We start from the raw sequence: 19,421 nt of genomic DNA on the forward strand, positions 1-19,421 counted from the left end.
CATTCATCCTTCTATCCATTCATCCTTCTATCCATTCATCCTTCTATCCATTCATCCTTCTATCCATTCATCCTTCTATCCATTCATCCTTCCCTTTGTTCATCCAACCATCTGTTCATCCTTCCCTCTGCGCAACCTCGCCCAGATTATCCGCTCGGGCTCCACCGATGGGCAAAATGGGCTCCTGCCCCTATAATAAAAGGCATGATTCATTCGGGGAGGAATAACAATGGAAACGTCTTCCGGCAAAGTCTCCTCCATTATGAGGTATCCGGTCAAATCATTTGCGGGTGAACGCCTGGATGCCTGCGAGATGGAAGCCTCAGGGCTTGCAGGCGATCGGATCGGAGCATTCCGCGACCAAACCAAGCAAGGATGGAGCAGCTACATCACCGCCCGGCAGATTCCGGCGATGCTTTCTTATGAGGCATCTGTAAAGGACGATATCCTGCATATTGTCTCTCCGGAAGGAAGATCCCTCCGATGGGACGGAGAACTGCTGGCGGATATGCAGCGGCATGCAAAGATCGAGTTGTCGATGACCGGATACAAAGCCCCTCATCTGGAGGAACCGGGTCTCCTGGCTGTCGATGCCGCTCCCGTTCTGATTGTGACAGACGCTTCACGGCGCAAGCTCGAAGCCGCATGGGGCAAGGAGCTTGATATTCGACGTTTCCGTCCGAACCTGGTGCTCGCGATGAACGATCCCGCCTTCGACGATGAGCAGTGGATCGGCAGACGGCTCCGCATAGGAACCGCTGAGCTGCGGGTGGACTCATTCTGCGGCCGCTGCTCGATGATCGGCCTGGAACCGGACACGCTGCAGCCCGACCCGTCGCTGCACAAAACCGTAAGCCGGCAGTTCGGAAATCATTTCGGCTTATATGCTTCCGTCTCGGTGCCGGGAGCGATCCGAATCGGCGACGATGTCTATGAAATCTGAGCGCATGAAAGTCTTAGCGGGCGGTGTAGATCAACAGCATCTTGGCGCCGTCGACGATAATGCCTTGGGCAGAACGGTCTCCTCCCGGCTCGATACCGCCGCCGGGAATGCCGTAGTCGTCGTCGAACGAAGGCTGAGCCCGACGGGTCGGCTGCCTTGGAATGGACCAGCTCGTACAGCAGCTCCATAAGTTCGTCCCCCTTTATGCTCTCGGGGCTGCGCCGAGAGCTGGAGGAAGAAGCCGGTGCCGCATCGGTCAAAGTGGTCCGAGAGCCCGGCCGCGTGGAGGAGCTTCGTCCCGCGCTGGAGCCGGAATACGACAATCTGAGAATGATCTCCTGTTTTTACGTGTGCAGGGCCGAAACTGACTTCACCCGGATTCGCCCGGAATCCTATGAGCTTGCCGACGGCTCGCGGCCGGAGTGGGTGGAAATTGCGGAAGCCATCAACCACAACCGCTCTGTGATGCGGCAGAAAGGTCCCCATATCGGCTTTGCCATCGAGCGGGAGACGCTCGTCATGGAGCTCATGCAGCGGCAGATCCGGGAGGGGCTTCCGTTTTGACCGGCGGCAAGGCGTTGTTCCGCGCAATAGGCAGCCCCGCTTTGCAAGGATGCGAAGCGGGGCTCGGAATGGATGAATACGCCACATGCAATCATGCCCATTTCTTCCTTCTTTCAACTGGACATTTCTGATTCTTTGGAACTATTGTAAGCGCTATCTAATTGGAATATCAATCCATATTCCTTCAATCTTATCGGAATGAACATAGACTGCAAGGGGGTAGCTGCAGGCGATGATCACTATTTTAATACACGCAAATATTTTTTATTAAGGCTGCAACTACACTCGGTTTGCGGTTGTTATTCTAGTGTTGGACCACTACATAATGGAGGCTGATTTAGTATGTATCGTAACGTAAGGATCATCGGCATTTTCTGGAGCGTTTTTTTCGCAGCGGCCTTGATATTCGGTTCCATGAGCTCACCGTTGTCGGCAGCTTCGGCTGACGGAGCCAAAACATCGCCTCCTCCTCCGGTATTCTCCACCTTTGGTTACTACGACAGTTATACCTATCTCGGCTATGGCAATGAATCTATCTATTCCGAAAAAGGAGTCATAACATTAACGGCGATGACCCAGTCCAAAACGACGGTCTCGGAATTAGGCGCTACCTTCCAGCTGCAAAAGTGGACGGGAACCCAATGGATCGACTCTGGAGTGCTAGCTACATTGAGTTCCAAAGATACGAACGTATTCCAGAATTCCGTCCTCCGCACAGGTGAAACAGGGTACTACTACCGCGGCAAGATCGTACACTTCGTCAAAAACGGTTCCGTGACCGAGCAGGCGTCGGCCTACACCGCCAACCTTCTCTGCAGCTAAGACTTAATTCATTATTCCATAACAAAAATAAGCGGAGTTCAACATAACGACTCCGCTTTTCTTATGAGGAAAGTCTTCACAATCGACTAGAACGCTATCACGCGAGAGGGGATTGACTGCGTATGTTTGAACTGATTAGAGACGTCGTGAACGAGTGGGATCCCTTTAATCTGTTGCGATCATACTGCTGTCCTCCCGATGAATACAAGCACGAGGTGAGGGCAATCGTGTGCCACATTCATGATAATATAACTGCCGAGGAGCTTTCCTTCCGCATCAGCGCCATCTTCAGCAACCACTTCGGAGAGAGCGAAAAATGCAAAGGCACGCTTCGCGTCGCTCAAAAGATTATCGAAGGTTTAAGACATCAAGGCCTGTTGCCGCGGCTTCGTCCCGACCCCCTGCCCTTCAATCCTTCCTCCTCTCAATAGATATCTTCGGCTATCTGCGTAATTTCTTCCGGAGATAGCTCTCCGTATATCAAGATAAACAGATCGCTCTTCATGTATTCAAGGCTCACTCCCATGTCATTTTCCGAGTGAAAGAGATACCCATTAATGCCGTCGATTTTGATTTCCTGATAATCCGCTTTGCCGTTGAGTTCGCCGCCTGTTGTGACCAATTCACCCGCCCTGACCTTCCGCACCGTGACCGTGAATATCTTGCCCTCGCCATTGCTGTAGTTCAGAATGGCGCTTTCCGACTTGCCTTTTTTGCTGCTTAGAATCATGGCTTCTTTCAGCTCGTACCCATCAGGGACATAATTCATCGCGGGGAGCTCCATATCCGCATGCGCTTTGGCATCCTTCAGGCTGTGGAAGCTTTGCTGCTCGGTTGCTCCGCCCGGCTCATCGGTGCTGCCCTCCGGCCCCGAATGCTCCGGAGGGGGCGCCGTTTTCGGTTTGACCGCATTGTCGCCGTCCGATCCGAAGATCAGCTTCACGACGTCATCCTGGATGGACTTGACCGCATGGAAGAAAGGAAACGCCTGCGATTGCACTGGAGCTCCCAACAGGACTGCTCCTACCAGTAACGAAGCTGCGATATAAGGAAGCATCTTCATCCGGGAACGCCTTTTTGCCCTGCGTCCAAGCTGCTTCTTGACCTTCATCCAGGATATCTCCGGATCGGGCACGAATTCATGCTTGCCGGAGGCCTCGGCTATCGCCCGGTCGAACAACTGGTCGAATTCTTCGTCGCTTTTCATTTTTCCGCCTCCCATTCCTTCAAAAATCTCTTCCTCATCGCTTCCCTCACCCGGAAAAGCTTGTATTTCACCGTTTCTTCCGTCGTGTCCAGCCTGAGGGCGATTTCCTTGTAGCTTAGGTCCCGCTTCCAGCGAAGCTCGATCAAGGATTTGTATTCGGGCTTGATGTCCTCGAGATACTTCTCCAGAGCCTCTATCATAAGCTTGAGCTCGATTTGGCTTTCGATGTCGCCTGCTTCCGTCGCGTAAACGGGGCTTTCGTTAATGTAAACATGATCCGAATCCATTTCGTTGCGATTTTTTTTCGATTTTTTGAAAAAATCATAAACCGTATTTTTTACGACAACATGAATCCAAGCCTTCAGCTTGGCTTCGTTTTCCGCCGCCGGCCTCTTCTTGATTACTTTGAGGAAGGAAATCTGGATGATGTCCTCCGCTGTCGCATGATCCTTGACCATGTAGATGATCGGAGAATAAACGAGTTTATAGTATTCCATGTATATCTCTCTCTGGAGATCCGGGTTCAATGCAACAAAATCGTCTGTAGCGATGAAAAAGAGTTTGCTTTCCATTACTGCCACGTTCCCCCATGTAAGAATAGTCAGCCTGACCATGAAGATACTAATTCGAATAAAATTCCAGATTTATTGAATAATAAATTGAAAACCCGACATTTTCCGTGTTTGTTTCCTTCTATGTCCATGAACGGAATACCTTCCGGAACGGCTGAAATGGAATCTCTCCAGCTCAAAAAAACCTGCCCCCATGGACAGGTTTTCTAACCTTATACAGATGGAATCGGCATTCGGGTCGGACCGAAGCCCTGCTTGCAAAGAAAGGCTCAGCAATCCGCCGCCACCCGGAAGCCGGCATTGCCCATGGAGCTGTCCGGCGTATTGGAGCTGCGCGCCGCTACGCGGTACCGGTTGCAGTAGGAGCGGTGGCATAGGTAGGACCCGCCCCGGATGGATTTTTTGCCGGTATCCTCCGCGTAGAAGGGGTTTACCTCCTTCGTCTGGCGATGGTAATCGGGGGCGAACCAATCCCGGCACCATTCCCACACATTGCCGGCCATATTGTACAAGCCATATCCGTTGGGAAGGTAGGCATGGACGGGGGCGGTTCCGACGTAACCGTCGCCGGCATTGTTTTTGACAGGAAATTTCCCTTGCCAGATATTGCAGCGATGTTCTCCATCCGGCTTCAGCAGATCTCCCCATGGATATGTTCTGCCTTCGAGACCGCCGCGGGCGGCGTATTCCCACTCCGCTTCGCTGGGAAGCCTCGTGCCGGACCAGGAACAGAACGCCTGCGCGTCATTCCAGGATACATGCACGGCAGGATGGTCGCCGCGATCGCGGATAGTGGAATCCGGTCCCTCCGGCGCTCTCCAGCTGGCACCTTCCACGACCAGCCACCAGGGAACGCCGGCCGGAACGCGGCTTACCCGGCGTCCGATCTCTTCGGATACGAGCAGCTGGAACACGAACGACCAGCCGAACGCCTCCGCCTCCGTGACGTATCCGGTGTCGCGGACAAAGGCTGCGAACTGGGCATTGGTGACTGCATAAGGCGCGATTCGAAACGGATCGAGCGTCACGCTCCGCGACGGACCCTCTCCATCAGCAGGAAACCCGTCCTGGGCGTCGTTGCCCATCCGGAAGCTGCCTCCGGGCAGAAGCACGAGCTCACGGCGCACCTCGGCGGCAGCGTCGGGGATCTCTCTCGGCATTCCCTCCCGCCCCTCCGGACCTCCGTCAGCGGCCGGGATCGACGCCGCCTCTCCGGATCGAAGCCTCACGGAAGCATCGTTATTGCGGATCGACACTCCGGACAGCCTGCGAGCCGTCTCTCCTTGGTCCCTGTCTCCCGCACAGGAGCATGAATCCATCCCTGCCCTCCCCTTTCCAAGCCTTTCCTATTGCCTTCATCATACTTCACCTATAGGCCCGCTGTCCTTTCCCCGCCACAAAATAATGGACAAAACGAACTAGTTGTAACCATAATAGTTATAACGTTGCCGGAAGCCCTATTTCCGCCTCCTCAGGCGGTCGCGTTTGGTCGATTCGGCGTCGGGAATACTAAATACGAACCCATTCGAGGAGGATACAAGCATGAAGATCGGTATTATCGGAGCGAGCGGCAAAGCAGGAAGCCTGATTGCGGAAGAAGCCGTCAACAGGGGGCATCAGGTGACCGCGATCGTGCGGGACGCCTCTAAGGTGAAAAACCTTTCGCTGCAGATGCTGGAAAAGGAAGTCTTTGACCTGAAACCTGAAGACCTCCGTCCGTTCGATGTCGTCGTCAATGCATTCGGCGCCGCTCCCGGCCAGGAACATCTCCACGTCGAAGCAGGCAGAAAGCTGATCCAGCTGCTGACGGGAAGCGATACCCGCCTCATCGTAGTCGGAGGCGCAGGCAGCCTGTTCGTCGACGAGGCGCATTCGGTACGCGTCATGGACACGCCTGATTTCCCTAAAGAGTATTTTGCGACCGCTTCGAACCAAGGACAGAACCTGACCGACCTTCAGCAATCGCAAGGACTGGATTGGACGTTCATCAGCCCCGCCGCCTTCTTCCATGCGGAGGGCAAGCGCACGGGCTCCTATCGGAAAGGCGGCGATCGCCTGACGGTCAACGCCAAAGGAGACAGCTACATCAGCTATGCGGATTATGCCGTCGCGCTTGTGGACGAGATCGAAAGTCCCGCCCATCGCGGCGAGCGCTTCTCGCTCGTCGGCGAAGCGGAGTAAGGAACGGAGGCGGCCAGCGGGATCAGCTCAGCCTGTCCCAGTCGCAGCCAAGCCAGCCGGACTCATCCGGCTGGCTTTTTTTGACTACACGGATTGCAGAAAGAACATTTGTTCCTATATAATAAAGGGGATAAAAACCTGAATATGGAAAGAGGTCGGAATCATGAGCAAGGTTACAGCCCTGCTGGTCATCGATGTCCAGAACGGCATGTTCGAGGAACCGGAACCGATGCATGACGGCCCAGGCTTGCTTGAGCGCATCGAGAGCCTCATCGGGAAAGCCAAAGCAAGCGATGCCCCTGTAATCTATGTCCAGCACAATGAGGACGAAGGCTATCCTTTGGCGACCGGCAGCACCGGATGGGGCATCCACCCTCGGATCGCGCCCACAGCTGGGGAGCCGACGATCCAGAAGCATGTCCCCGACGCTTTCCAGAACACGGACCTGCAGGAGGTGCTCACTCGGCTTGGAGTCGGGAGACTGGTCATGGCCGGCCTCCAGACCGACATGTGCATTGCGGCGACGGCCAAGGGAGCCCATGACCGCGGCTATGAGGTGGCCGTCGTGAAGGACGGGCACAGCACCTGGGGCCAGGGCGGGGAGAGCGGTCTCCAGATCATCGGCCGGTACAACGATAAGTTCCGTTCGTTCGCCGCCAATCCTTCCGCCTCCGAGGTGGACTTCCGCTCGGCATGACAGCACAAATCCGTGTCCGCCAGGGCGGACAGGATTCCTTCGCTTCATCCCTCACCTCCATCCGACAAGCTCGAGTCTGACCGCTCCGCCAGCCAGACGCTTCAACGAAGGAGCAATAAAAGACCAGCCGATGACGGCTGGTCTTTCCGGCCGGCGCCCACGCCGGCTTCTGCTTTTCAGGATACCTTTTCCTGCTCCTCCTCCAGCGGCGCAGGCTGAATGACGCGGCTGCGGCGGCCGTCAAGGCCGACCGGAACGTCGCCGGCTACGGTCACCCGCCTGACGACGCGATGCTGGCTGCCGTAATCGTTGACGGCGTAATGCTGGGTGGCGCGGTTATCCCAGATAACGACGTCCCCGGGAGACCAGCGCCAGCGTACCGTGTTCTCCAGCCTGGTCACATGCTCTTGCAGAATGGCAAGGAGCCGGTCGGAATCCGGCGTTTTGAACCCCGCGATCCGCTTCACGAAGTGGCCCAGCAGCAGATGGCGCTCGCCCGTCTCCGGATGGACGCGGACAACCGGATGCTCGGTTTCATAGACCGTCGAAGCGAATACCTCGCGATGCCGGCGAATCTGCTCGGCCGTCGCATCCCGGCGCACAGCCGCATAATCGTACGCGTTGCTGTGGATCGCCCGCAGGCTGTTCGCCAGCTCCTGCAGCTCCGGCGTCAGATCGTTGTAGGCCGCCGCCGTATTGGCCCATACCGTATCTCCCCCGGCAGGAGGCACGACAACCGCCCTCAGGACGGATGCCTTGGGATAGGCATCCACGAAGGTCACGTCGGTATGCCAGGAGTTGGCGCGGCCGCCATGCTCGGAATCCAGTTCAAGGACCGCATTCGTGCCGTTTTTGACCGGTACGGTCGGGTGGGCGTACAAGTCGCCCAGAAGCTTCGCGAATGCTTCCTGGCCCGCGTCGTCCAGGTGGCTCTGCCCGCGGAAGAACAGCACCTTGTAAGAGAGCAGGGCTTCCTCGATGGCTTTCAACTCATCGCCTTGCAGGCTGGCGGACAGCTTGATTCCTCTGATCTCCGCTCCGATGCGTCCTGCCGCAGGCGCAATCTCCAGTTGAACCTCTTGATTTTGAACGGCTTCGCTCATGTTCTTCTCCTCCTTGGCGGCTATGCCGCGATATCGTTTTTGACAGGCACCGTTATTTCAGCGCCTCGATGACGAAAGAGTCATTGATGGCAGATTTGAAGTCCGCCTTCTGCTTCAAGAACTGGTTTTGCAGCAGGATGCCTGCCGACTCTTCCTGAGCCTGAAGCGACTCCGGCGTATAAGCGGACAGCCTGGTCGCACTGCGAGAGAGCACCTGCTTGATGATGCCGGCCGGAATCTTCGTCTGCGCGGCGTACAGCCCGGCAGCCTCGTCGAGGTTGTCATTCTGCCATTTGACCGCCTTGTCGTACTGCTTCAGGAACTCGACGACCAGATCGGGATGCTCCTTCGCGAATTCCGTATGCGCGATCATGGACACCGGGGCGTAGATCTCCGTTTTGACATCCAGCACGCTTGCTTTTTTCTGCTGCACGTTCAAGGTCACATAAGGATCGATTGTAACCCAGGCGTCCAGCTTGCCGGCCTCGAAGGCCGCCTGCCCATCGTCGAACTGAAGATTGATGATCTTGACATCCTGCTGGGTCAAGCCCGCTGCCTGCAGCACTTTGATAAGAAACACATGAGAGGTCGTTCCTTTGGCGGCGCCGACCGTCTTCCCCTTCAGATTCTCGACGGAGGCGATCGGACTGTCCGTCGGGACGAGAATGGTGTTCAGGTCTCTCCCTTCGCTGATGAGCCCGATCACCTCGAAAGGAAGCTTGTTGGCGACCCCCGATATGGCGGCTCCATCGCCAAGCCAGCTGAGATCCACCCGCCCCGAGACCAGAGATTCCAGCAGCGGCGGACCGCTGGTGAACTTGCTCCAGACCGCTTCCGCATGATGGGACTTGAAGGCTTCGTCCAGCCACCCTTTCTCCTGGGCGATGATAAGCGGACTGAGTCCTCCGTTGAGGGCGATATGGACCTTGACCGGTTCGCCGCCCTGCTCGGGGGCTTTGGCCGCAGCCGCTTTCCCTTGTCCTGCGGAAGCCTGCGTATTGGAATGGCCGCTGCCGCATCCCGCGAGAACCAGGCCGAGCACGATCGCAGCGGCGAACGCGATGCCGGCTGTACGGTTTCTCTTCATCTTCTCTGCCCCTCTCCCTGGCTCTTAAGCCCCTCTCTCTCACTGTCTAGCCCATACACTCTCCGGCTCCATACACTCCCTAGTCTCAAATACTCTCTGGCTCCGCTCACTCCGAACGATGCTCAGTAAGGCCGGCCGCCCGCGATGGACACCCGTTCCGCCACCCTGCGGTTAGGGAAGTAATCGGAAGCCGCATAATGCTGCGTCGCCCGGTTGTCCCAGAGCGCGATGGAATGCGGCTCCCAGCGGAACCTGACCTGATACTCGGGAACATGGGCCTGACGGAACAAGCAACCGAGCAGCTGCTCGCTCTCTTCCTCTTCCAGCCCGACGATGCGCACCGTGAACGCCGCGTTGACGAACAGCGTCTTGCGCCCGGTCTCGGGATGCGTCCGGACGACAGGATGCTCGGCGGCGGGGAACTCCTCCTGCTTGGCGGCCAGCACCTCCGGCGTCATGAACCTGCCGAAGGAAGGGGTGAAGTCATGAATGGCAGACAGCCCGTCGATTCTCTGCCTGATTTCTTCCGGCAGGTTGTCATAGGCAGCCCCCATGTCCGCCCAGAGCGTATCTCCCCCAAGCGGAGGCACCTCCGACAGGCGCAGGACCGAGCCGAGAGCAGGCTCCAGCCTCCAGGTCACATCCGTATGCCATACATTTTCGTTGCCGGTCATCGTGGCATCTTTCTCGAAACGGGTAATCTCGTCCGCGCTGCCCTTCGGCAGGAAGGGATGCTTCTCCAGCTCCCCCCATTCCCGGGCGAAAGCAAGCTGCTGCTCGCTCGTAATCGGCTGATTGCGGAAGAACAGCACCTTCCACTCCAAAAACGCTCGCTGGAGCTCGGCTTTGACGTCAGGCTCCAGCGGTTCAGCCAAATTCACGCCTTCGATCTCGGCTCCAATGATCGGTCCAAGCGGCTTCAGCGTGAACAGCGTGTACGGCCGCTCGCCGGACAAGCCATCCGGCTGCCTGCGAAGCTCTCTTGCTCCCGCACGGAATTCGCGGGACGGAAAATAATGGCGGGAAAACGGAATGGTCTGGCTCATGAACCAACCTCCTGAAATGAATAATTATATTCCTACCTGAATTCTTGGTATTTAGATTAAAAAAAAGGGACGTCCCAAGAATTCAAGCCGATGCGGGCCTGAATCTCTGGACGTCCAGTCGATTCAAAGAAAGACGATGAGAGACGATCGAGAAAATCGTTCACCGAATGAGTTTTCATTCACTCTGTGGATTGACCAAATCGTATCAGCATGCCGCCAAAGATGTCAACCCTCATTTTTCCAAATTTTCGGCAGCGGCATCCGCCGCCGGGCGAATCATCTTCAGCAGCAGCTCGATCGTCTCCTTGGTCGCCGGCGCATAACCCCGCATATCCAGCAGCATCAGGTTCTGGATCAGCGTGCCGAGCAAGGTGGCCAGCTGCACGGGATCGCCAGGCATGACCGAGCCGTCCTCCTGCCCTTCGCGGATCAGCTCCACCAGCAGCTGGAGGTTGCCGTCCGCTCTTTCCAGAATGACCGCTTTGTCCTGAGCCGGGAGCAGATCCGTGAACAAGGCCTGCAGCAGCACCAGATACATGTCCGGGCTTCCGCCGCTGGGCAGGGAGCGTTCCGCCAAGCAACGGAATTTGTCCTCCGCGATGCCTGGCATGGAGATCGTTTCCCGCAGGACAACGCCGTAGCCGAGCTGCCCCTGTTCGATGACGGCGAGCAGAATCTCGTCCTTGGACTTGAAGTAATTATAGACATGTCCCTGGCTCAGCTTCGCTCCGGCGGCGATGTCGCTGATCTTGGTCAGCATGCCTCTGCGGGCGAAGATGCGGGCCGCGGCTTCAAGAATCTGCTGCCGCCGCTCCTCCCTCAGCAGCTGGTCCTTCCTTTGATTTCTGGGCATGACGTTCCTCCATGATGTCCTTGAGCTTGTTATCGTTCCCTCCAGTGTAACGGATCCCTCCAGGCATGAGAAGAAGACGGGACCGTCGAGCTCCTTAATTCCCACTTTCCCAATCGGTTATTGACAGCCCGGAATCCGCGATGCTAAGATGAGCCACAACCACAAGTTGAATACTTGATCAGCCTGTAAAGGAATCGACCGGAGCGACTGGAGATTCGGCATGCATATCCATTGCTGCCGGTCTCTTTTTTTTCGCCTGGACTCAAAAAAGCCGAAGGGGAGGGAGCATGCATGCAACCTGCAGTGGAGATAAAAGGCGTCAGCAAGACGTTCCGGAGCGGCCATGCCGATACGCATGTGCTGGACCGCGTAGACCTGACCGTCCGGGAAGGAGATTTCACGACTTTGATCGGACCGAGCGGCTGCGGCAAGAGCACGCTGCTGAAGATCGTCGCCGGATTGGATTCCGATTACGAGGGCGAAGTGCTGCTGGAAGGAGAGGCGGTCCGCGGTCCGTCCCAGGAGAAGGGAGTCATTTTCCAGGAGCATCGCCTCTTCCCCTGGCTGACGGCGGAGCAGAACATCGCGGCCGACCTGTCCCTCCGGAATGCCGACGTCCGCAGGAGGACCGACGAGCTGATCGCTCTCGTCAAGCTCGGCGGCTTCGAGAAAGCCTACCCCCGCCAGTTGTCGGGAGGCATGTCGCAGCGGGTCGCCATCGCGCGGGCTCTCTTGCGGCAGCCGAAGGCGCTGCTGCTCGACGAGCCCTTCGGCGCGCTGGACGCCTTCACGAGAGCGCATCTTCAGGAGGCTCTTCTGGATATCTGGCAGACCCGCAAAACCTCGATGCTGCTGGTCACGCATGATATCGACGAGGCCGTATTCCTCTCGACCCGCGTCGTCGTCATGGATACGAAGCCCGGCCGCATCAAGGCTTCCGTACCGATCGACCTGCCTTATCCGCGCTCGCGCTCCAGCCGCTCCTTCACGGAGCTGCGGACGGCCGTGCTGGGCCATCTGGAGCAGAGGCAGGAGCAGGAAGCCTACAGCATTTAAGTTCTTTTGGGCTCGCATGAACATCCGGGATCTTGCCTCACGGCCGATTCCCCTCCAACTAAGCGCAGCTGCTGCCATTATCCCGATTCCCTGATAAAAAAAGGAAGGTGATGTCCCTATGTCCGTATCCTTGGCAGCTCCGGAAACCGCTCTGGAAGCGAAGCCCCCGGCTCACCGGAGAAAACGCCGCGGCGTCTTCCTGCGGGGCGCCGTTCTCCCGGCCTTGATCGTCGCCGTTTGGCAATGGCTCAGCTCCGCGGGACTGATCTCGGAGCAGCTCTTCTCCTCGCCTTGGCTTATCCTCAAGCAGTATGCCGCGCTTGCCCGATCGGGCGAGCTGCCCCATCATCTGCGGATCAGCCTCATTCGGGCTTCGCTCGGCTTCCTGCTCGGCGGCGGCACCGGCCTCCTGCTCGGCCTGTTCGTCGGCATGTACCGCCGCTTCGAGGAGGTCGTCAATCCGACCGTGCAGATGCTTCGCACCGTGCCGCTGCTGGCCATTACGCCGCTGTTCATCATGTGGTTCGGCTTCGGGGAGCTGTCCAAGGTGCTGCTCATCTCGCTTGGAGCCTTCTTCCCTCTCTACGTGAACACGTTCCTCGGCGTCCGCAACGTCGACGCCAAGCTGTTCGATGTGGCGCGGGTGCTGGAGTTCAGCCGCTATCGCCAGATGACCCGGCTCGTGCTGCCGGCGGCGCTGCCGAACATCCTGCTCGGCATCCGTCTCTCGCTCAGCATCGCCTGGCTCTGCCTCGTCGTCGCGGAGCTGCTCGGCGCCGACAGCGGAGTCGGTTATATGATCCAGGACGCGCGCGCCTTCATGGCGACGGATGTCGTGTTCGTCGGCATCACGATTTTTGCCCTTGTCGGCAAGCTGTCGGATTCTCTTGTCCAATTTCTCGAGAGGAGGCTGCTCCGCTGGCAGGACAGCTATAAAGGCTGAGTCCCCTTCCTCGTTGTGCGTGAACCAGGCAAAAAAGCGTCCCGAAGGACGCTTCGACGCGGCTGCCGCCATGGTGCGGGAGCCGCTTTATTCTTTTCCTTGGACGAGATAGGTCAGATCCGACGCCGCGCTCGGGTACGCGAACAGGACGGAGGAGATGTCCTTGCCCGTCAACCCGAAGCGGATCGCGGACGCGAAATGGTTCACCAGCTCGTCCGCCGTGCTTCCCAGCAGATGGGCGCCCAGAACCTGGTCCGAATCCGCGTCCAGGATGACCTTCATCATGACCGCTTGCTCATTGGTCCGCTTGTACGTGTACCATGAGGCCGCATCCAGCTTGTTCACGGCCACGTTCAAGCCCCGCTCCAGCGCCTGCTTCTCCGAGAGGCCCACCGACGCCAGCTTGGGCACGGTAAAGACGACGGTCGGCACCTCGCTGTAATTCGGCTCCTGGCGGCTGCCCTGCAGCATGTTGCGGGCCGCTGCGGCTGACTCCACCGAAGATATCGGGGTCAGCGGAGGCCCTTGCGTATCCGCGCAGTCGCCGGCCGCGTAGACGCGCGGATTGCTGACGCTCTGCAGCCAGGAGTGGACCTTGATGCCGGCGCTGCCGCCCTCCACGGAGCCTTTGGGCAGATCAAGCCCGTCCACGTTGGCGACCCGGCCGGCTCCGTGCACGGCAAGCCGGCAGGCCAGCCGGAGGAGCTTGCCGTCCTTTTCCGCTTGAACGGTCAAGCCGCCTCCCGGTTCTGCCGCTATCGACTGCACCGCCGCTCCCAGATGGATGTCTACGCCGAGAGCCTCCGTCGCTTGGACGAGGCGGTCGACCAGATCCGGATCGAAGCCGGCCAGCGGCCGCTTCCCTCGATGCAGGATATGGACCTTCGCTCCGGCGCGCGCCGCCATATGGGCGAACTCGAACGAGATATATCCGCCGCCGATGAATACGATCTCCTCCGGCAGCTCCTCCAGCTCCAGGAATTCGTCGCTGGTCGCGAGCAGCTCTTCGCCTTCGATTCCGAGCGAGGCAGGCCGCGCTCCCGTGGCGAGAAGGATACGGCTTCCTTTCAGCCGGGCTTCGCCGACCTCGATGATATCCTCCGACGCGAACCTCGCCGTCCCTTTCCATACCTCAATGCCCGCCTCCCGGAATTCCTTCTCCCTGGATTCCGGCACGCCTTCGATAAAGCCGTTTTTGAAAGCCATCAGCTCCGGCCAGGAGATGGACGCATCGCCCGTTACGCCCTTGCCCTTCATTCGGCGGTTCCAATCCACCAGCTCCGCCGCGCCGGCCAGCACCTTCTTGGGATCGCAGCCGCGCAGGGCGCAGGTGCCTCCCAGAGGGCGGTTCTCGACGAGGGCGACCTTCCACCCCGCCTCCCGGCAGCGATGGGCCGCCGAAGCTCCCGCCGTCCCGCTTCCGACGACAACGAGATCGTATTCATGCACGCTCATGCCTGATTCCCCTCCCATGCTGAATTCATGCTGCAGATCGCCGCTTCATCCAGACGCTTGCCGGCTGACCTGATCCCATGTGCCGGCATCAAGCACGGCAATCGATTCTTCCCGCCTGCCGCCCCAAAATCAGCCTTCTCCTGCCGCCCGCCGGATCGAGCGCCGCTCCAGAGCCAGCAGCAGCTGGTTGACCGCGATCGCCAGCAGCGCGACAAGCACGGTTCCCCATACCATTTTGGGCACGGAGTTCTGGTAGAGACCCTCGAACAAAATGACGCCGAGCCCGCCCGCATTGATCCAGGCGGCGATCGTCGCGATGCCGATGATCGACAGCGAGGCGATCCGCACCCCGCCCAGAATGACGGGCAGCGCGAGCGGCAGCTCGATCCGCGTGAACAGCCGCCAGCGGCCGAAGCCCGCGCCGGCCGCCGACTCGCGAACGGCGGGCTCGATGGAGCGGAAGCCCGAGATTACGTTGCGGATCAGCACCAGCTGGCTGTACAGGACGAGCGCGGCCAGCGCCGGCTGCTTGCCGAGCCCCAGCAGCGGAATCAGCAAGGCGAACATGCCGAGGCTCGGAATGGCATACACGATTCCGAGCACCGCCAGGACAGGCACGGCGATGCGGCCGTGCCTGGACAGCCAGTAGCCTGCGGGCAGCGCGATCAGCAGCGCGATCGCCAGCGCCGAAGCCGACAGGAGCAGATGCTCCCAAAGGCCTTTCAGCAGATCGTCATAATGTCTCAGCAAATACTCCGACATCGGCTCCCCCCTCCCGAGGCTGGGGCTGAAGCCGGTCAAGCGTCAGCCGGCCAACAGCTTCCCCCTGCTCATTCACCACGGCCGCCTCGGAGGCTCCATGCCTCAGCATCTGCTCCAGCGCCGACTTCAGGCTGTCGGTGCGCTGGACGGACGGAGCCGACTCCGGCAGCATCGATTCCGCAGAGAGCGGAAGCATCCGGTCCTCCGCCTTCAGCAGCTCCAGCAGCTGGAACAGATCGTCTCCTCCCGTCAGCTGGCGCACGAAGTCGGTTGCCGGGCGGGTCAGAAGCTCCAGCGGCGTTCCAGCCTGCTCGATCACGCCGCCGTTCATCACGACGACGCGGTCGCCCAGCTTGAACGCCTCGCTGACGTCATGCGTGACGAACAGCACGGTGCGGCCGAGCCGCCGCTGGATGGCGAGCAGCTCATCCTGCAGCGAGCTGCGCGTGATGGCGTCGAGCGCGCCGAACGGCTCGTCCATGAGCAGCACCTTGGGATCGCCGGCCATCGCGCGGGCGATGCCGACGCGCTGCTGCTGGCCTCCGGACAGCTGCCTTGGATACCGCTTGCGCATGTCCTCCGGCAGCCGGACGAGCTCCATGAGCTCCGATACGCGGGCGGAGACGCGCGATTTGTCCCAGCCGAGAATGTCCGGCACGGTCGAAATGTTCTGCTCCACCGTCATATGCGGGAACAGGCCGGTCTGCTGGATGACATAACCGATGCCGCGCCTGAGCTCCGTCGCCGGACGCTCCCGGATATCCCGCCCGAACAGCGTGATGCTTCCCGAGGTCGGCTCGATGATGCGGTTCACCATTTTCAGCAGCGTCGTCTTGCCTGAGCCGGATGTGCCGAGCAGCGTGACGAACGAGCCTTCCTCCACGGCAAGCGAGACGTCCCGGACCGCCGGGTCGGCGGCCCCGGGGTACAGCTTGCTCACCCCTTTGAATTGTAGCGCCAGTCCGTTCATGGCCGATTCCCTCCTCCGCTTAGTCCAGCAGTCCCTGCTTCTGCAGGAAATCCTTCGCCACGTCCGCGTATTCCTTCTTGTCGATGTCCACCTGCGCGTTCAGCGCCTGCACCGTCTTGTTGTCCAGCTTGGCGGAGACGTCGTTCAGCACCTTCTCCACATCGGGGTTCTTCTCCAAGATGTCGCCCCGGACGACCGGCGCGACGAAGTACGGCGGCCAGAATTTCTTGTCGTCCTCAAGCAGCACAAGATCGGGATTGGTAAGGTCTCCGTCGGTCGTGAAGCCGACCGTCAAGTCCGCTTCTCCGTTCATGATGACGCGGTACTTCACGCCGTAGTCGAACAGCTTGATGCTTTTGAAGTCCATTTTGCCATAGAAGGAATTCAGACCCTTCAAGCCGTCCTCCCGCTCCTCGAACTCGGGAACGGCAGCCATCCGCAGCTGCGGAGCGAGCTTGGGCAGATCGGAGATCTTATGCAGGTTGTACTGGTCGGCGACTTTCTTGGTCGTGACCAGGCCCTGGGAGTCGTTGGCTTCCGTCGGCTTCAGCCAGACGAGGTCGAACTTCTCCTTGTATCCTTTGGCTACCTCGTCGTACACCGCTTGCGCATCCGTCTTCGGCGGCAGCTGCAGCACGTTGATGAGCCCCGTTCCCGTGTACTCCGGATACATGTCGATATCGCCCTTCTTGAGGGCTTCATGCGCGACGAGCGTGCCCCCGAGATTCAGCTTGCGGTCTACCTTGTAGCCCGCATGCTCCAGAGCGAGCGAGTACATCTCGCCAAGCACGAGCGATTCCGTAAAGTTTTTGGAGCCGACCGCGATCTCCGGCTTGCCGCTCCCGCTTGAGCCGCAGGCGCTCAGCATGGCGCCCATCAGAACAATCCCCGCTCCCAGCCAAGCTCTCTTCGCCAAGCTGTTCCTCTGCGTGTTCGTATTCATTCCCGACACCCCTTCTATATTCGTTGAAATTTCGATGCGTAACGCTCCAACCCGGACAGGACCAGCTCCATGAGGACAGCCAGCGCCGCGACCGGCAAAGCCCCGACCAGCAGCATCGGGAAGTTGTACAAGCCCAGCCCGTTGATGATGAACGTCCCGAGTCCGCCGCCTCCGATGAACGCGGCGAGCGTCGCGCTCGCCACGACTTCCACGGCTGCTGTCTTCAGCCCGGAGATCATCAGCGGAGCCGCCAGCGGCAGCTCCACCCGGCGCAGCAGCCGCCCCGCTCCCATGCCCATGGCGGACGCCGCCTCCCGAACAGAGGGCTCGACCTTGCGGAAGCCGAGGTAGGTGTTGATGAGGATGGGCGGACAGGCCAGCAGCGTAAGCGCGGCGAGCGCAGGCGTGAAGCCGGTGCCCAGGATCGGGAGCAGGATGACGAGAACGGCCAGGCTCGGAATGACCCGCAGCGAGTTGAACAAGCCCATGACGGGCGCGGTCAGCCGGCTGTATTTGGCGCAGAGGACTCCGAGAGGAATGCAGATGGCAGCAGCGATCAGAAGCGCGTACAGGCTGATCGTTACATGGGTCTGCACGGCTTCCCAGAACCGCTCCCGGTTTTCCGTTATGTACCGATATGCTTCCGCAACCATGAATTCCCCGCCTTCCCTAAAAGACAATCTATAGTAGATACCCTATCCAACCCGCCCTCCAATCAGACCTGGCGCGACAACATTTTCCGGGCATAACCAAAAGCCAGCCGAATGCAGGCTGGTTTTTGGTTCACAGAAGGAAGTGCGCCGTGGATCCGCCGACCCGGCTTAGAGGCCTCCGTGCCGGCTGAATCGGCTTGAGCCCACGGAATGAAAGGGAAAAACGGCTGCACCGTCCTTGCTATCAATGTCATTCCCAAGGGTGGTCCACGCCGAGAAAATCGGCAAAACGCTTGGATTCCTGGCGGCGCCGCCGGCGGATCTCCGCTCTAGCCGGAGCGGACTCGAACAGCTTCTTCTCCTCCTCCGTCTCCGGCACGATATCGGGCACCGGCGCCGGACGCTTGTCCGGCCCCATGGCCACGAACGTCAGGAAAGCCGTTGCCGCAACCATCCGCTCCCCGGTCATGAGATCCTCCTTGACGATCTTCACGAACACCTCCATCGACGACCGGCCGCTCCAGGCGACATAAGCCTCCATCGTAATGCTGTCGGTCGGGCGGATCGGGTGGAGAAAGTCGACGGAATCCGTCGATGCGGTCACGGTCGGCATCCGGCAATGCTTCATCGCCGCGATGGAGGCGATATCGTCGATATAGGCCATCAGCTTGCCGCCGAACATCGTCTGATGGTTGTTGACATCCGGCGGGAAGATGCGGGCGGTTTTGAAGCAGCGGGACTGGCGGACGAATTTGGCTGGCTGCATGGATGATTTCCTCCTATGCTCTCATTGCTTCATCGGAACTTAATCAACCTTTTCATTATGGTGATAAAAGCTCATGTTGATGCTCTTCCAGCTTGATTGCGAGCACAAAAAAACCTTTACAATAAGTTAACGACCCAAAGCTGTTCTTGCATGCACAATTGCAAGGCAGAGAAGGACTTCGACCTAATGCTGAAGATGTGCTCCGTAAGACATTTCAAGAGGAATTGGGGCTCACGTCAATGTCGGCAGCTCAGCTCAGTCGTATGCACAAACAGGTGAATCCAGAGCTACTCCAGCAGGTGTTTGAGCGTCTTGTTAAATGGATAGTTGCAAAATCGTATGGCGATGAGTCGGGGCGTGGTAGAGATTATCGACTCGTCAAACGGTGGCTCTCTGTTTACAAAAGTACAAAAGGGCAGCGTTTCGCAAGACAAAAGCGGGCATCAAACTCCATCTGCGCCTGGCATTTGTCGGTGAACATGATGTTATACCGGACAAGGCGACGATTACAGCGGCTAAGAAGAAGGACTGCACTCAGCTTGATGAGCTTGTCTTCGAACCTGCTCATGTATGCTTCTGTCGGTACACTGATGGGTTGTAAATGGATTGAATTTAATAAATTTGAAGAAATGTATTACGTATTGACCACTACTTCTTTCTCTGTGACCCATCCAGGAAACTGAACTTTAGCGAATGTCCATCCCCTGCTAGTTATTAATGATTTAAAATCGAGCATTATCATTTACATTTTTGTATATTTTATTGCTATAAGGAAAACATATATTGAACCCCATTGGC

Annotated in this window: 23 protein-coding genes; 10 read left to right on the plus strand and 13 right to left on the minus strand. The window is 58.4% G+C overall.

The genetic code is table 11. The annotated features are described in order from the left end of the window. The 5 genes from PHU01S_RS26435 to PHU01S_RS20995 all read left to right on the plus strand — a co-directional run. A partial coding sequence (locus PHU01S_RS26435; RefSeq protein WP_218032485.1) for a hypothetical protein occupies nt 1–196 on the plus strand: 196 nt, incomplete at its 5' end. Between the two features lie 33 nt (nt 197–229). Beyond that, a complete protein-coding gene (locus tag PHU01S_RS20980) occupies nt 230–943 on the plus strand; it encodes an MOSC domain-containing protein (RefSeq protein ID WP_127509747.1) in 714 nt (237 codons plus the stop codon). A gap of 156 nt (nt 944–1,099) precedes the next feature. Then, nucleotides 1,100–1,507 (plus strand): hypothetical protein, encoded by a 408-nt coding sequence (locus tag PHU01S_RS20985; RefSeq protein ID WP_127509750.1) that lies wholly within the window; start codon nt 1,100–1,102, stop codon nt 1,505–1,507. Nucleotides 1,508–1,849: 342 nt separating this feature from the next. Beyond that, a complete protein-coding gene (locus PHU01S_RS20990; protein WP_021879703.1) occupies nt 1,850–2,329 on the plus strand; it encodes a hypothetical protein in 480 nt (159 codons plus the stop codon). 122 nt (nt 2,330–2,451) lie between these two features. Beyond that, the gene (locus PHU01S_RS20995) at nt 2,452–2,760 is read left to right on the plus strand and encodes a DUF1871 family protein (RefSeq protein WP_049868919.1); all 309 of its coding nucleotides are present in this window, start codon (nt 2,452–2,454) and stop codon (nt 2,758–2,760) included. Here the strand turns inward: PHU01S_RS20995 and PHU01S_RS21000 are convergent. The 3 genes from PHU01S_RS21000 to PHU01S_RS21010 all read right to left on the minus strand — a co-directional run bounded on the left by PHU01S_RS21000 (nt 2,754) and on the right by PHU01S_RS21010 (nt 5,268). Beyond that, a complete protein-coding gene (locus tag PHU01S_RS21000; RefSeq protein ID WP_218032486.1) occupies nt 2,754–3,392 on the minus strand; it encodes a DUF4367 domain-containing protein in 639 nt (212 codons plus the stop codon). The two genes, PHU01S_RS20995 and PHU01S_RS21000, sit on opposite strands and share 7 nt — an antisense overlap. A gap of 140 nt (nt 3,393–3,532) precedes the next feature. After that, complete coding sequence (locus PHU01S_RS21005; protein ID WP_127509756.1) at nt 3,533–4,150, minus strand: RNA polymerase sigma factor; 618 nt, start codon at nt 4,148–4,150, stop codon at nt 3,533–3,535. Nucleotides 4,151–4,377: 227 nt separating this feature from the next. After that, nucleotides 4,378–5,268, minus strand: a complete 891-nt coding sequence (locus PHU01S_RS21010; protein ID WP_174806390.1) for a formylglycine-generating enzyme family protein — start codon at nt 5,266–5,268, stop codon at nt 4,378–4,380. Between the two features lie 382 nt (nt 5,269–5,650). Here PHU01S_RS21010 and PHU01S_RS21015 point away from each other — a divergent pair, with 382 nt between their 5' ends. Then, entirely contained in the window at nt 5,651–6,289 is a 639-nt protein-coding gene (locus tag PHU01S_RS21015; RefSeq protein ID WP_048746014.1) for an NAD(P)-dependent oxidoreductase, read from the plus strand. A gap of 163 nt (nt 6,290–6,452) precedes the next feature. Further along, nucleotides 6,453–6,986 carry a cysteine hydrolase family protein gene (locus PHU01S_RS21020; protein WP_048746015.1) on the plus strand — a complete coding sequence of 178 codons (534 nt, stop codon included), beginning with the start codon at nt 6,453–6,455 and terminating at the stop codon, nt 6,984–6,986. Nucleotides 6,987–7,162: 176 nt separating this feature from the next. Here the strand turns inward: PHU01S_RS21020 and PHU01S_RS21025 are convergent, their stop codons facing one another. The 4 genes from PHU01S_RS21025 to PHU01S_RS21040 all read right to left on the minus strand — a co-directional run bounded on the left by PHU01S_RS21025 (nt 7,163) and on the right by PHU01S_RS21040 (nt 11,075). Further along, nucleotides 7,163–8,089: a TauD/TfdA dioxygenase family protein gene (locus PHU01S_RS21025; RefSeq protein WP_048746017.1), complete on the minus strand. Its 927-nt coding sequence runs from the start codon at nt 8,087–8,089 to the stop codon at nt 7,163–7,165. A gap of 52 nt (nt 8,090–8,141) precedes the next feature. Next, nucleotides 8,142–9,176 (minus strand): aliphatic sulfonate ABC transporter substrate-binding protein, encoded by a 1,035-nt coding sequence (locus tag PHU01S_RS21030; protein ID WP_048746018.1) that lies wholly within the window; start codon nt 9,174–9,176, stop codon nt 8,142–8,144. Nucleotides 9,177–9,298: 122 nt separating this feature from the next. Next, nucleotides 9,299–10,222, minus strand: coding sequence for a TauD/TfdA dioxygenase family protein (locus PHU01S_RS21035; RefSeq protein ID WP_048746019.1), 924 nt, complete (start codon nt 10,220–10,222; stop codon nt 9,299–9,301). 232 nt (nt 10,223–10,454) lie between these two features. Then, nucleotides 10,455–11,075: a TetR/AcrR family transcriptional regulator gene (locus PHU01S_RS21040; RefSeq protein WP_127509759.1), complete on the minus strand. Its 621-nt coding sequence runs from the start codon at nt 11,073–11,075 to the stop codon at nt 10,455–10,457. A gap of 291 nt (nt 11,076–11,366) precedes the next feature. Between PHU01S_RS21040 and PHU01S_RS21045 the strand changes: the two genes are divergently transcribed. Beyond that, complete coding sequence (locus tag PHU01S_RS21045; protein WP_048746023.1) at nt 11,367–12,131, plus strand: ABC transporter ATP-binding protein; 765 nt, start codon at nt 11,367–11,369, stop codon at nt 12,129–12,131. 118 nt (nt 12,132–12,249) lie between these two features. Next, on the plus strand, nt 12,250–13,074 hold the full coding sequence (locus PHU01S_RS21050; protein WP_021879691.1) for an ABC transporter permease: 825 nt from the start codon (nt 12,250–12,252) through the stop codon (nt 13,072–13,074). An 87-nt stretch (nt 13,075–13,161) separates the two neighbouring features. On the opposite strand, the gene PHU01S_RS21055 is transcribed toward PHU01S_RS21050, so the two are convergent. From PHU01S_RS21055 to PHU01S_RS21080, 6 genes are all read right to left on the minus strand, one after another. Next, the gene (locus PHU01S_RS21055) at nt 13,162–14,529 is read right to left on the minus strand and encodes a dihydrolipoyl dehydrogenase family protein (protein ID WP_127509763.1); all 1,368 of its coding nucleotides are present in this window, start codon (nt 14,527–14,529) and stop codon (nt 13,162–13,164) included. Between the two features lie 129 nt (nt 14,530–14,658). Further along, nucleotides 14,659–15,291 (minus strand): ABC transporter permease, encoded by a 633-nt coding sequence (locus tag PHU01S_RS21060; RefSeq protein ID WP_048749106.1) that lies wholly within the window; start codon nt 15,289–15,291, stop codon nt 14,659–14,661. Continuing rightward, nucleotides 15,263–16,261 (minus strand): ABC transporter ATP-binding protein, encoded by a 999-nt coding sequence (locus PHU01S_RS21065; RefSeq protein WP_048749104.1) that lies wholly within the window; start codon nt 16,259–16,261, stop codon nt 15,263–15,265. Before PHU01S_RS21065 ends, PHU01S_RS21060 begins: the two co-directional genes overlap by 29 nt. Before the next feature lie 19 nt (nt 16,262–16,280). Continuing rightward, nucleotides 16,281–17,204, minus strand: a complete 924-nt coding sequence (locus PHU01S_RS21070) for an ABC transporter substrate-binding protein (RefSeq protein WP_164763147.1) — start codon at nt 17,202–17,204, stop codon at nt 16,281–16,283. A gap of 14 nt (nt 17,205–17,218) precedes the next feature. Then, a complete protein-coding gene (locus PHU01S_RS21075) occupies nt 17,219–17,857 on the minus strand; it encodes an ABC transporter permease (RefSeq protein WP_127509766.1) in 639 nt (212 codons plus the stop codon). A gap of 250 nt (nt 17,858–18,107) precedes the next feature. Beyond that, nucleotides 18,108–18,623: an acyl-CoA thioesterase gene (locus tag PHU01S_RS21080; protein WP_048749099.1), complete on the minus strand. Its 516-nt coding sequence runs from the start codon at nt 18,621–18,623 to the stop codon at nt 18,108–18,110. 146 nt (nt 18,624–18,769) lie between these two features. Between PHU01S_RS21080 and PHU01S_RS21085 the strand changes: the two genes are divergently transcribed. Then, nucleotides 18,770–19,306, plus strand: coding sequence for a hypothetical protein (locus PHU01S_RS21085; protein WP_127509769.1), 537 nt, complete (start codon nt 18,770–18,772; stop codon nt 19,304–19,306). Nucleotides 19,307–19,421 lie beyond the last annotated feature (115 nt).

The organism is Paenibacillus humicus NBRC 102415 (assembly GCF_004000905.1).
Taxonomy (GTDB): domain Bacteria; phylum Bacillota; class Bacilli; order Paenibacillales; family Paenibacillaceae; genus Paenibacillus_O; species Paenibacillus_O humicus.